Source organism: Citrobacter sp. C5_2 (assembly GCF_014596845.2).
Lineage (GTDB): Bacteria > Pseudomonadota > Gammaproteobacteria > Enterobacterales > Enterobacteriaceae > Citrobacter > Citrobacter werkmanii.
Genome location: NZ_CP115032.1, coordinates 3,868,944 through 3,882,377 on the forward strand (window position 1 = coordinate 3,868,944; position 13,434 = coordinate 3,882,377).

The following is a 13,434-nucleotide window of genomic DNA, read 5'->3' on the forward strand; positions in this document are numbered from 1 at the left end:
CAGCCGACCATTTTAAAAAAGCACAAAATGTAAACAAAAGTAAAGACATTAGGTGCTGTTTCACTTCATTCCTATTGCATTTTAGGATTTCTTGTATTTTTAAATTAAATTATTCTTACTCTTTTGGCCCAATCCCATCGCTAGTCGCCCATTTGCCCACATTCAACTTATGCACAACACTCTACGATGACACCACTGACCCAACACGTGGAGCAAACACCATGAACATCACGCAAATCCGCAACGCCACGCAGCGCATCACCTTTGGCGGCAAAACCTTTCTAATCGATCCAATGCTGGCGGCAAAAAGTGCTTATCCGGGCTTTGCCGGAACGGCACGTGCGGAGATCCGCAACCCAACCGTTGATCTGCCCGTCGATATCGACACCCTGCTCAACGTTGACGCGCTGATCGTGACCCACCTGCATGAAGATCACTGGGATGAGGTTGCAGCACACGTCGTGCCGAAAGACAAACCGATTTACGTGCAAAATGAGCAAGATGCGCAGGTACTGCGAGATCAGGGTTTCACACACCTGATCGTACTGACGCACAACACCACGCTGGGCGACATCATCCTGCGTAAAACCGGCGGCCAGCATGGCTCAGATCGCGCTTACGCCATCCCGCAAATGGCGGAGCGTTTAGGCGATGCCTGCGGGGTAATCTTTCAGCATCCGGCGGAAAAAACGCTGTATCTGGTTGGAGACACTATCTGGCGTGACGAAGTGGAAGCCAACATGCTGACTTTCCAACCGGACGTGGTGATTTTGAACGCCGGTTTTGCCCACGTTATCGGTTTTGGCCCAATTATTATGGGCGCAGAAGATGTACTAAAAACCCACTTCACCCTTCCCAACGCACAAATTGTGGCCACGCATATGGAGGCAATAAACCACTGTTTGTTGACCCGCGCCGCGCTGAAAGCATACGCCAGCGACAACCAGATTGCGCAATGCGTCAACGTGCCGGAAGATGGTGAAACCCTGACGTTTTAATGTCCGCAGAGGAATCGTATGCAGCCGCTTACCGTCGCTGTTGTCGCCGTGGAAGATTTCAGCCCGTTTCACTTCTCGGTGCCGTGCATCATTTTCAGTGACAAAGTGGCAGCGAAAAAGCGCTTCGACGTGCAATTGTGCGCCGAACAGCCCGGTATTGTTTCCTCACAGGACGGTTTCTCGATTAACGCAGCTCATGGCTATGAAGCGGTGGAGGCAGCCGATATCGTGGTAATCCCTTACTGGGGCACTACCGCACATCGCCCGCCGCAGGGGTTGCTTGATGCGCTCAACCGCGCCCGACAAAACGGCGCGCAAATTGTCGGGCTGTGTCTGGGCGCATTTGTCCTCGGCTATGCCGGACTGTTGGATGGCAAACGGGCTGCCACGCACTGGGAGTTCGAGCAGGATTTTCAGGCCCGCTTCCCGGCGGCGCGTCTGGATATCAACGCTCTGTATGTGGATGACGACGGTATTATTACCTCAGCAGGCACTGCCGCCGCGCTGGATTGCTGTTTGTACGTGATCCGCCAACGTTTTGGCAGCACGGCAGCGAATCAGATTGCGCGGCGGATGATTGTGCCGCCGCATCGCGAAGGTGGTCAGGCACAATTTATCGAACAGCCGGTGGCGAAAAATACCCAGGATCAGCGCATCAATGCCCTGCTTGATTATTTACGCCTGCATATCCACGAGCAGCATAGTATCGATGCGCTGGCGCAGCGGCTGATGATGAGCCGTCGCACGTTAACCCGTCACTTTATGAAAGCCACCGGATCGAGCGTGGCAGAGTGGTTGATTGTCGAGCGTCTTCGCCGCAGCCAGGCGTTACTGGAGTCCAGTCAGTTGCCCGTTGAACGCATCGCCGAACAGGTCGGTTTTCAGTCGCCTGTCACCTGGCGTCAGCATTTTAAATCTCATTTCGGCGTCAGCCCCGCCGAATGGCGCAAAACCTTTCGCGGCATTTAGCTTTTTTTCGCCAGCCACACCGTGTGCCCTGCGCATTCCGGATCTTCCATCACCATCTCGACCACCGCAAAGCCATGCGCTGACAACAATGCGCGGTATTCGTCCGGCGCGAGGCTGGCGTGAAATAGCGGCTCGCCTTCAAATTGCCCCATCGCAATGCCGTTCCCGGTACCGCTGGTAAACATCAGCGCGCTGCCGGGATGGCTAAGCCGGTCAAAGATCGGGAACATTTTTCGTTGGTCTTGCTGGGTTAAATGGAAAAAGCTGTCCCACGCAATCAGGCCGTCGAACGTCTCGTTAAGCACCAACTCGCGCATATCTTGCTCCAGCCAGCGCTGTGCGGGAAAGGATTGCCGGGCGCGGGCCAGCATCGCTGCGGAACCATCAATCCCTGTGAGCTGAAAACCTTGCTGGATAAAATACCCGGCAATCGGCTGACCATTCCCGCAGCCAATATCCACAATGCTGCCCTGCCCGCCCATCACGGTGATGAACTTATCCAGCCAGCTTTTCTCGAACAGTGTACGAGAGCGCTGACTGGCAAAGGCATCCGCATGACGTCGGTAGATGGACAGAATGTTGTTTGCCGCAACGTCGCTCACGATGTCCTCGCTTTTTTATTTTGTTAATAATCACGACGATAAATCCTCCGCTGCCAGAGACGCAACCCTGGAATGCGCCTCGCAGAACCCATGCGCAAATCCCCCAAAACCGTTCCGCTGTGGCATCATAGCGCGTAGAAAACATCATGACAGGGGTGATAAACGTGAAACCGGTAACGCTATACGATGTGGCAGACCATGCAGGAGTCTCTTACCAGACCGTCTCGCGCGTCGTAAATCAGGCCAGCCACGTTTCTGCAAAAACCCGACAGAAAGTTGAGGCCGCGATGGCGGAACTCAATTACATCCCTAACCGCGTCGCACAGCAACTGGCAGGTAAACAGACGTCGCTTATTGGCGTCGTGACGGCGAACCTTGCCCTGCACGCCCCTTCACAAATCGTTGCCGCCATAAAATCCCGCGCCGACCAGTCCGGTGCCAGCGTGGTGATCGCCATGGTCGAGCGCAGCGGCGTTGAAGCATGCAAAGCCGCGGTCCACAACCTGCTTTCCCAACGCGTAACCGGGCTTATCATTAACTATCCGCTGGATGAAGAAGACGCCATTGCCGTGGCTGCCGCCTGCGGTACGGTGCCGGTGCTGTTTCTCGATGTCTCTGACCAGACGCCAATTAACAGCGTGATTTTCTCCCATGATGACGGTGCACGCCTTGGCGTTGAACATCTGGTGCAGAACGGACATCAGCGTATCGCCCTGCTGAGCGGGCCGCACACTTCGGTTTCGGCAAGGCTTCGGCATGCGGGGTGGCATAAATATCTGGCGTACTACCAGTTGCAACCCGTCGCGGAGCTGGAAGGCGACTGGAGCGCGATGTCTGGTTTTCAGCAAACACTGCATCTGCTCAATAGCGGTAATCTCCCCACCGCTATGCTGGTTGCTAACGATCAAATGGCGCTGGGCGCGATGCGGGCAATCAGCGAGTTCGGCCTGCGGGTGGCGATGGATATCTCGGTGATCGGCTACGATGACACAGAAGACAGCGCCTGCTACATTCCACCGCTGACCACCATCAGGCAGGATTTTCCATTATTGGGTGAAACCAGCGTCGACAGGCTGCTGCAACATCCCCATGGCGAATCAACCGAGGGCAACCAACTGCTGCCCGTAACTCTGGTGAAGCGCAAAACGGTTCTGCCTCCTGATACGCAAACCACCTCTCCCCAGGCGCTGGCGGATTCACTCATCCAGCTTGCGCGGCAAGTTTCTCAGCTCACACCTAAAATGTGAACGCATAACAATTATGTGAGTCAGTTCACTCATTAAACGCCCCGCCCTTTACAGCCGGGAGCGGTTATCCGTATTTTGATTGAAATTGTGAGCGAATAACAAATTCAAACAGGATACCGTTATGAACCTGAACACAGATTCACTCTCCGCTGTTCTGGCCCGCCGCGACTGGGAAAATCCCGGCGTCACGCAGCTCAACCGCCTGGAGGTGCACCCACCTTTCTGTAGCTGGCGCTCAGCAGATGATGCGCGAACTAATCAACGCTCAACTCAGTTACGCTCGCTGAATGGCCAGTGGCAATTCACGTGGTTTCCCGCGCCGGAGGCTGTGCCGGAAAGCTGGCTGACAAGCGATCTGCCACAGGCTGACACTATCAACGTCCCCTCTAACTGGCAGATGGACGGTTACGACGCGCCAATTTATACCAACGTCACCTACCCGATTCCGGTTAATCCCCCGTACGTTCCGGCACAGAACCCAACGGGATGTTACTCGCTCACATTTAATATCGAAGACGCGTGGTTAGATGAAGGTCAGACGCGCATTATTTTTGACGGCGTCAATTCCGCATTTCATCTGTGGTGCAACGGTCGCTGGGTCGGCTACGGTCAGGACAGTCGTCTGCCGTCTGAATTCGATCTGAGCGATTATCTGCTGCGCGGCGAAAACCGCCTGGCCGTGATGGTGCTGCGATGGAGCGACGGCAGCTATCTGGAAGACCAGGATATGTGGCGCATGAGCGGTATCTTTCGCGACATATCTTTGCTGCATAAGCCCACCACGCAAATCAGCGACCTGCGCATTAACACCCGTTTTAACGATGACTTCAGCCGCGCCGTGCTGGAAGCGGAAGTCAAAGTGGCGGGCAACGCGAGCGAAGATTTACGCGTTACCCTACAATTGTGGGAAGCTGAAACGCTGACTGACGAAACGACCTCCCCACTCGGCGGCGAGATTATTGATGAACGCGGCGCTTATCATGAGCGGGTTACCCTGCGGCTGAACGTCGAAAAGCCAGCGCTGTGGAGTGCTGAAACGCCCAATCTGTACCGTGCCGTTGTGCAATTACATAACGCGGATGGAGTGCTGATTGAAGCAGAAGCCTGTGACGTCGGCTTTCGTCAGATTGATATCAAAAACGGCCTACTACTGTTAAATGGTAAGCCGCTGTTGATTCGCGGCACCAACCGTCATGAACACCATCCGGTCAACGGTCAGGTGATGGACGAGGCGACGATGGTGCAGGACATTCTGCTGATGAAGCAGAACAACTTTAATGCCGTGCGCTGCTCCCATTACCCGAACCATCCGTTGTGGTACACCCTGTGCGATCGCTACGGCCTGTACGTGGTCGACGAAGCCAATATCGAAACCCACGGCATGGTGCCAATGAATCGCCTGAGCGACGATCCCACATGGTTGCCTGCCATGAGCCAGCGCGTGACGCGCATGGTGCAGCGCGATCGCAACCATCCGAGCATTATCATCTGGTCGCTGGGCAATGAATCCGGTCATGGCGTCAATCACGACGCGCTGTATCGCTGGATAAAATCAGAGGATCCGTCACGCCCGGTACAGTACGAAGGCGGCGGCGCGAATACCGCGGCGACCGACATTATTTGCCCGATGTACGCCCGCGTCGATCAGGATCAGTCCTTCCCGGCGGTACCTAAATGGTCGATTAAAAAGTGGCTGTCGATGCCCGGCGAGCAGCGTCCACTCATTCTCTGTGAATATGCCCATGCGATGGGCAATAGTTTCGGCGGCTTCGCCAAATACTGGCAGGCATTTCGTCAGTATCCGCGCCTGCAGGGCGGGTTTGTCTGGGACTGGGTGGATCAATCGCTGATTAAACATGATGATAATGGCAAGGCATGGTCAGCCTACGGTGGCGACTTTGGCGACACGCCTAACGATCGTCAATTTTGCATGAACGGACTGGTGTTCGCCGATCGCACCCCGCATCCGGCGTTATACGAGGCCAAACATGAACAGCAGTTTTTCCAGTTTACGTTACTGCCGGGCGCTGAACGCCAGATTGAAGTGACCAGCGAATATCTGTTCCGCCGCAGCGATAACGAAGTTCTGCACTGGTCGATTGCCCAGGACGGCAACCCGCTGGCCGCCGGACAAATCGTTCTGGATATTGCCCCGCAGGGCCGCCAGGTGATTACCCTACCAGATTGCCCGATGCCGGAAACCGCAGGCCAACTGTGGCTGTCGGTGCGCGTGGAACAGCCTCGCGCCACCGCCTGGTCAGACGCCGGGCACATCAGCGCCTGGCAGCAGTGGAAACTGGAAGAGAAACTCAGCCTGGCGCGGCTGCCAACTGTCCGCACCGCGCCACAGCTCAACGTTAGCGAAAACAGCTTTACTGTGGAGAACGACAACAAGCGTTGGCAATTCGACCGTCGGTCTGGCCTGCTGACACAATACTGGCTTGATGATACAGCCCAGTTGTTATCCCCACTGTTCGACCAGTTCACCCGCGCGCCGCTGGACAACGACATCGGCGTCAGCGAGTCAACCCGCATTGACCCGAATGCCTGGGTTGAACGCTGGAAGGCCGCCGGTCATTATCAGGTTGCAGCAACGTTACTGCACTGTGCTGCCGACGCGCTCAGCAACGCAGTACTGATTACCACCGAACATGCGTGGCAGTATCAGGGGGAAACGCTGTTTATCAGCCGTAAATCGTATCGTATCAACGGTCATGGCGAGATGCAGGTAACGGTGGATGTCGATGTTGCCAGCGGTACGCCGCATCCGGCGCGTATTGGCCTGAGCTGCCAGCTGTCGCAGGTCGCCGAGCGTGTGAACTGGTTAGGTCTCGGCCCACATGAGAACTACCCGGATCGCCTGAGCGCCGCCTGTTTTGACCGTTGGGATCTGTCACTCGATGAGATGTACACCCCGTATGTTTTCCCGAGCGAAAATGGTCTGCGCTGCGGCACGCACGAACTGCGATACGGCACGCATCAATGGCGTGGCGACTTCCTGTTCAACATCAGCCGCTTTAGCCAACAGCAACTAATGGAAACCAGCCACCGTCATCTGCTGCAACCGGAGGCGGGTACCTGGCTCAATATTGATGGCTTCCATATGGGTGTCGGCGGCGATGATTCATGGAGTCCTTCCGTGTCGCCGGAGTTTTTGTTGAGTGCCGGACGTTATCACTACCAGGTTATCTGGGGTTAAACATAATAATAATGGGCAGGTTATGACCTGCCCTTATTTTTCCTGAGGAAGTCTGTCATGTATTATTTAAAAAACACTAACTTTTGGATGTTCGGCTTTTTCTTTTTCTTTTACTTTTTCATTATGGGTGCTTATTTCCCCTTCTTTCCGATCTGGTTACACGATGTGAACCATATCAGTAAAGGTGACACTGGGATCATTTTCGCCTGTATTTCACTGTTTTCATTATTATTCCAGCCTGTTTTCGGACTACTTTCCGATAAGCTTGGCCTGCGAAAACACCTGCTATGGGTAATTACTGGAATGCTGGTAATGTTTGCCCCGTTCTTTATTTACGTTTTTGGCCCGCTATTACAGCTTAATATTTTACTAGGGTCGATTGTCGGCGGGATTTATCTTGGCTTTATTTACAATGCCGGCGCTCCGGCGATTGAAGCCTATATTGAAAAGGCCAGCCGCCGAAGCAAGTTTGAATTTGGTCGCGCACGCATGTTTGGCTGTGTGGGCTGGGCGCTGTGCGCCTCGATTGCAGGAATTATGTTCACCATCAATAACCAGTTTGTCTTCTGGTTAGGTTCTGGCTGTGCGGTCATTCTGGCATTGCTGCTGTTCTTTTCAAAAGCAGATGCCCCCTCTTCTGCAAAAGTCGCGGATGCGGTAGGCGCCAACAACTCAGCCTTCAGCCTGAAGCTGGCGCTGGAATTATTCAAACAACCAAAACTCTGGTTTCTCTCCCTGTACGTGGTCGGCGTTTCCTGTACTTATGATGTGTTTGACCAGCAGTTCGCCAACTTCTTTACTTCGTTCTTTGCCACTGGCGAACAGGGCACCCGTGTGTTTGGCTACGTCACAACCATGGGGGAATTACTCAACGCCTCGATCATGTTCTTTGCTCCGCTGATCGTGAACCGCATCGGCGGAAAGAACGCCCTGCTGCTGGCCGGTACGATCATGTCGGTACGGATCATTGGTTCATCATTCGCCACCACGGCGCTGGAAGTCGTTATCCTCAAAACGCTGCATATGTTCGAGATACCGTTCCTGATTGTCGGTTGCTTCAAATACATCACCAGTCAGTTTGAAGTGCGTTTCTCGGCCACGATTTACCTGGTGTGTTTTTGTTTCTTCAAACAGCTGGCAATGATTTTCATGTCAGTTTTGGCCGGGAAAATGTATGAGAACATTGGTTTCCAGGGGGCTTATCTGGTGCTGGGGATAATTGCGTTGAGCTTCACACTGATTTCTGTATTTACCCTAAGTGGACCGGGGCCATTTTCCCTGCTGCGTCGTCGCGAAAGCGTCGCGCTGTAAAAGCCTCTTTGCCGGATGCACCACTCACGCGGTTTATCCGGCCTACAACGTGCAATTCTCACTCTGTGAGTCCTGACCCGGTGGTTTAAGTTTTGCGGGCAAAAAGCCGCTTTTAACCTGCTATGGTAAACGAGACGGTAAACCCAGGTCACAGGATGAGCAGAAAGACGGTTGCGGTAATGGCGTTCTTGATCAGCGCATTACTTTCAGGATGTGGCAGCATTAATGCGCGCACGGAAGGCGAGGATTCGAATACCTATTATGTGGGTACGCACCACGACATGGCTAAACTAAAAAATCCAGGCGCTTATGATTATAACTATTTCGATTTAGCGCTGTTATTTATCGATGTACCACTGTCTTTTGTGGCAGATACGGTCTATGCGCCGTTTGATTACTATCATGGACCGTATAAGAAAGTCGATTAAAATTCAGGCCCGGTAAGCATCGCGCCACCGGGCCAATTAATAACGGCTACTCCTCGATCGCCTGGCGAATTTGCTGCAGCGACGCCGGATCGTCAATGGTCGTCAGATCGCCGGGATCGCGGCCTTCACAGATTGCCTGGATGGTGCGACGCAGCATTTTACCGGAGCGCGTTTTCGGCAACTGCGACACAAACCAGACGTGTGCCGGACGGCCAAAATTACCAATCTGGCTGTCCACCAGCGCCATTATCGCCTTCTCTTCTGAATGCGCGATGTCACGGTCTTCCAGGCTATCGCTCTGCTTCGGAATGACAAATGCAACCGCCACCTGCCCTTTCAGTGCATCTTTCACGCCGACCACCGCCACTTCTGCGACGTTTGGATAGCTGGAAATACTCTCCTCTATCTCACGCGTACCCAGTCGATGTCCGGCGACGTTAATGACGTCATCCGTCCGACCAAGGATGAAGTAATAGCCGTCGGCATCGCGAATGCCCCAGTCAAAAGTGGCGTATACCTGACGAGAAAACAGCGACCAGTAGGTATTTACGAACCGTGTGTCATCGCCCCAGATGGTCTGAATACACCCTGGCGGCAGTGGCCCTTCAATCACCAGCATACCCTTCTCATTCGCTGCGCAGGGTTCGCCGGTGACCTCATTGAGCAACTGCACGTTATAGCCATACATCGGCACGCCAGGGCTGCCCAACCGCGACGGCCTGTCGTCCAGACCACGGGCGATCGCCATTATTGGCCAGCCAGATTCGGTCTGCCAGTAATTATCGATAACCGGGACACCCAGCGTTTCCGTTACCCAACTGGCGGTCGGTTCGTCCAGCGGTTCCCCAGCCAGATACAGCACCTCCAGCGAGGAGAGATCGTGATTGCGAATCTGCGCGGTCGGGAATTTCTTCAGTACGCGGATCGCCGTTGGCGCAGAGAACATCCGGCTAACCTGATACTTCTCAACAATCTTCCACCACACGCCGCAGTCCGGATACGTTGGCAGCCCTTCGTACACCACCGTCGCCATCCCCGCCAGCAGTGGGGCATACACGATATACGAATGCCCAACCACCCAGCCGATGTCCGACGCGCAGAAGAACACGCCGCCCGCTTTACCGCCGAAAATGGTATCCATCGTGGTTGCCAGCGCGACCGCATAGCCGCCAACGTCACGCTGGACGCCCTTCGGTTTACCGGTTGTCCCGGAGGTATAGAGAATGCAGGAGGTTTCATTCGATTCCAGCCACGTCACCGGCACCCGCGCGCCAAGATGCTGTCGGCGCAGCGCGGCAAAGTCGAGGTCGCGCCCCTCTACCCGCGCCATTTTCGCCAGACCACGATCGACCAATACCACATGACGCGGCTGGTGCTGCGCCTGACTGATTGCATCATCGAGCAGCTTTTTATATGGCAGGATCTTACCCCCGCGCGCGCCGGCATCCGCCGAAACGATAATCACCGGTTGGGCGTCGTCGATACGTGCCGCCACGCTGTGCGAGGCAAAGCCACCGAACACCACCGAATGGATCGCCCCAATGCGCGCGCAGGCCAGCAGCGTAATGTGCGCCTCGGCGATCATCGGCATATAAACCAATACCCTGTCGCCGCGCTGTACGCCCAGAGACAACAACATTGCCGCCGCCACGTTCACTTCGTCGTACAGCTGACGAAAGGTAAAGGTACGTTCTTCTTCGGTTTCCGATGACACCGCAATCAGCGCCAGCGCCTCAGGCTGTTTCTCCACCCAGCGGTCGATGGCGTTATGACACAAATTGGTCTTGCCGCCGCAAAACCAGCGGGCAAACGGCGGGTTGCTGTGATCCAGCACCTGCGTATACGGCTGCTGCCAGTCAATACGCTGGGCCTGCTCGGCCCAGAACGACTCCGGTTGCGTAATCGAACGTTGATAAAACTCGCTATAAGACATAATGCTCTCCTGTTGAACTTACGCCTTGCCGCACGCAGGTTTAGATTACATAAAGGTCCATATACTCATTGACCGGCATCTGCTCCAGGCGGGCTCTGTCCAGGGAGACATCCAGAATGCGCTGCTGCTGACGGGTCGGGAACTGACGCGCCAGGTTGATTTTGAACTTCTCGACCAACTTCGGCATACCGTCGTGGCGACGGCGCGCATGACCGATTGGGTACTCCACCACCACTTCTTCAAAACGTGAACCGTCGGTGAACTCGAGAGTGATGGCGTTAGCAATGGCGCGTTTTTCCGGGTCGTGATAATCGGCGGAAAAGGCCGGATCTTCGAAGCAGGTGATCTTCTCGCGCAGGGCATCAATGCGTTTGTCCTGCGCCACGCCGTCTTCGTAATCTGCCGCGGTTAAACGCCCAAACAGCAGCGGGATGGCGACCATATACTGGATGCAGTGATCGCGATCCGCCGGGTTATCCAGTGGGCCTTTTTTATCGATGATGCGGATACAGGCTTCGTGGGTGCGAATGGTCACCTTTTCGATATCCGCCGCCGTTTTACCCGCGGCCTGCAGTTGCTCATACAGCGTCATTGCCGCTTCTACCGCAGTCTGCGAGTGGAACTCAGCCGGGAAGGAGATTTTAAACAGCACGTTTTCCATCACGTAAGAGCCGTATGGACGCTGGAAGCGGAACGATTCCCCTTTGAAGGAGACGTCATAAAAGCCCCAGGTTTTCGCCGTCAGCGCAGACGGGTATCCCATCTCGCCCGTTTTTGCCATCAACGCCAGACGTACCGCGCGGGAGGTCGCATCGCCTGCCGCCCAGGATTTACGCGTGCCGGTATTTGGCGCATGACGATAGGTACGCAGCGACTGGCCGTCGACCCACGCCAGCGAAACGGCGTTGAGGATTTCCTCCCGGCTCAGCCCAAGCATCTCCGCGACCACCGCCGTGGAGGCGACTTTTACCAACAGAACGTGATCCAATCCAACGCGGTTAAAGGAGTTTTCCAGCGCGATACAGCCCTGAATTTCATGGGCTTTGATCATCCCGGTCAGCACTTTTTTCATGGTCAACGGCGCTTTCCCCGCCGCCACCGCGTTGCGTGACAGCCAGTCAGCAGTCGCCAGAATGCCGCCGAGGTTATCGGAAGGATGGCCCCATTCCGCGGCCAGCCATGTGTCGTTGAAGTCCAGCCAGCGAATCATCGCGCCGATATTAAACGCCGCCTGCACCGGATCAAGCTGGAACTGGGTGCCCGGTACGCGAACGCCGTTCGGCACTACGGTCCCCGGCACCACCGGTCCTAACAGTTTTTTACAGGCCGGATATTCCAGCGCTTCCAGGCCACAGCCAAGGGTGTCGAGCAGGCAATAATGCGCGGTGTCGTACGCCACCTTTGAGGTGATCTCGTAATTCATAACGTAATCAACGATATCAACGATTTCACGGTCAAAGTCTGGGCGAACGTTCGAAATATGTGCGGACATAGGGTACAACTCCTGTTTTTATATTTAGAGGTTTTAATTAGCAACGCTTTTCGATCGGTACAAATACGCGATCTTCCGGGCCGGTGTAGTTGGCGGAGGGTCGGATAATTTTGTTGTCCTGGCGCTGTTCGATGATGTGCGCCGCCCAGCCGGTCACGCGGGCGATAACAAACAGCGGAGTGAACATTTCGGTCGGGACGCCCATCATGTTGTAGGAGACCGCCGAGAACCAGTCGAGGTTAGGGAACATCTTTTTGGTTTCCCACATCACCTCTTCCAGACGGTCGGCGATGTTGTACATTTTCAGCGAACCGCCTTCCTGAGAAAGCTGTTTCGCCACGCGTTTAATCACCTGATGGCGCGGGTCGGCAATGGTGTAAACCGGGTGACCAAACCCAATCACCACTTCTTTATTTTCCACGCGTTTGCGGATATCCGCTTCGGCTTCATCCGGCGTTTCATAACGCTGCTGGATCTCCAGCGAAACTTCATTCGCCCCGCCGTGTTTCGGCCCACGCAGCGCGCCAATCGCGCCGATAATCGCGGAATACATATCGGAGCCGGTTCCCGCAATCACACGACTGGTGAAGGTGGACGCGTTGAATTCGTGCTCGGCATACAGCACCAGTGAAATGTGCATCGCCTTTTCCCAGCTTTGCGACGGTTTTTCGCCATGCAGCAGATGCAGGAAGTGCCCGCCAATGGAATCATCGTCCGTTTCCGGCTGAATGCGCTCGCCGTTATGGCTGTAGTGATACCAGTACAAAAGGATCGAACTGAGGGACGCCAGCAGCTTGTCGGCAATATCGCGCGCGCCGGAAACGGTATGTCCCTCTTTTTCCGGTAGCGTACAGCCCAGCGCGGAGACGCCGGTGCGCATCACATCCATCGGGTGGGATGCGGCAGGCAGCGCTTCCAGCACGGTGCGCACGTTTGCGGGTAAGCCGCGCAGCGCTTTAAGTTTGCTTTTATAGGCGGTGAGCTCGTCGCGGGTAGGTAATTTCCCGTGGATCAGCAGGTGCGCGACTTCTTCAAATTCGCACTGCTGCGCCAGGTCGAGAATATCGTAGCCGCGATAATGCAGGTCATTACCGCTTTTACCCACGGTGCATAACGCGGTATTTCCGGCGGCGACGCCTGACAGCGCAACCGATTTTTTAGGTTTAATGACATGCGTGTTGTTTTGCAGGATTGTTGTGTCGCTCATGTTATCCTCGTCATTTTTATAATATGTAGGGTACAAATTTATTGCCGG

General features: G+C 54.9%; 10 protein-coding genes. 6 read left to right on the forward strand and 4 right to left on the reverse strand.

Annotated elements, in window-relative coordinates; translation table 11 throughout:
• Positions 1 to 221 precede the first annotated feature (221 nt).
• Together ICA20_RS18815 and ICA20_RS18820 are read left to right on the forward strand one after the other, a co-directional pair.
• Positions 222 to 998 (forward strand): MBL fold metallo-hydrolase, encoded by a 777-nt coding sequence (locus ICA20_RS18815; protein WP_038638009.1) that lies wholly within the window; start codon positions 222 to 224, stop codon positions 996 to 998.
• An 18-nt stretch (positions 999 to 1,016) separates the two neighbouring features.
• Positions 1,017 to 1,967: a helix-turn-helix domain-containing protein gene (locus tag ICA20_RS18820; protein ID WP_038638006.1), complete on the forward strand. Its 951-nt coding sequence runs from the start codon at positions 1,017 to 1,019 to the stop codon at positions 1,965 to 1,967.
• Here the strand turns inward: ICA20_RS18820 and ICA20_RS18825 are convergent.
• Positions 1,964 to 2,569 (reverse strand): class I SAM-dependent methyltransferase, encoded by a 606-nt coding sequence (locus ICA20_RS18825; protein WP_038638003.1) that lies wholly within the window; start codon positions 2,567 to 2,569, stop codon positions 1,964 to 1,966. The genes ICA20_RS18820 and ICA20_RS18825 overlap by 4 nt on opposite strands.
• A gap of 155 nt (positions 2,570 to 2,724) precedes the next feature.
• Here ICA20_RS18825 and ICA20_RS18830 point away from each other — a divergent pair, with 155 nt between their 5' ends.
• The 4 genes from ICA20_RS18830 to ICA20_RS18845 all read left to right on the forward strand — a co-directional run bounded on the left by ICA20_RS18830 (position 2,725) and on the right by ICA20_RS18845 (position 8,754).
• A complete protein-coding gene (locus ICA20_RS18830) occupies positions 2,725 to 3,816 on the forward strand; it encodes a LacI family DNA-binding transcriptional regulator (protein WP_129694859.1) in 1,092 nt (363 codons plus the stop codon).
• Between the two features lie 121 nt (positions 3,817 to 3,937).
• A complete protein-coding gene (locus tag ICA20_RS18835; protein WP_038637998.1) occupies positions 3,938 to 7,015 on the forward strand; it encodes a beta-galactosidase in 3,078 nt (1,025 codons plus the stop codon).
• Between the two features lie 57 nt (positions 7,016 to 7,072).
• On the forward strand, positions 7,073 to 8,326 hold the full coding sequence (locus ICA20_RS18840) for an MFS transporter (protein WP_038637995.1): 1,254 nt from the start codon (positions 7,073 to 7,075) through the stop codon (positions 8,324 to 8,326).
• A gap of 155 nt (positions 8,327 to 8,481) precedes the next feature.
• Positions 8,482 to 8,754, forward strand: a complete 273-nt coding sequence (locus ICA20_RS18845) for a YceK/YidQ family lipoprotein (RefSeq protein ID WP_038637992.1) — start codon at positions 8,482 to 8,484, stop codon at positions 8,752 to 8,754.
• Between the two features lie 46 nt (positions 8,755 to 8,800).
• Here the strand turns inward: ICA20_RS18845 and prpE are convergent, their stop codons facing one another.
• From prpE to prpC, 3 genes are read right to left on the reverse strand one after another with little or no spacing between them, the layout of a single operon-like run.
• The gene (gene prpE, locus ICA20_RS18850) at positions 8,801 to 10,687 is read right to left on the reverse strand and encodes a propionate--CoA ligase (protein ID WP_038637989.1); all 1,887 of its coding nucleotides are present in this window, start codon (positions 10,685 to 10,687) and stop codon (positions 8,801 to 8,803) included.
• A 40-nt stretch (positions 10,688 to 10,727) separates the two neighbouring features.
• Entirely contained in the window at positions 10,728 to 12,179 is a 1,452-nt protein-coding gene (locus ICA20_RS18855; protein ID WP_038637986.1) for a bifunctional 2-methylcitrate dehydratase/aconitate hydratase, read from the reverse strand.
• 37 nt (positions 12,180 to 12,216) lie between these two features.
• Positions 12,217 to 13,386 (reverse strand): 2-methylcitrate synthase, encoded by a 1,170-nt coding sequence (gene prpC, locus ICA20_RS18860; protein ID WP_038637983.1) that lies wholly within the window; start codon positions 13,384 to 13,386, stop codon positions 12,217 to 12,219.
• Positions 13,387 to 13,434 lie beyond the last annotated feature (48 nt).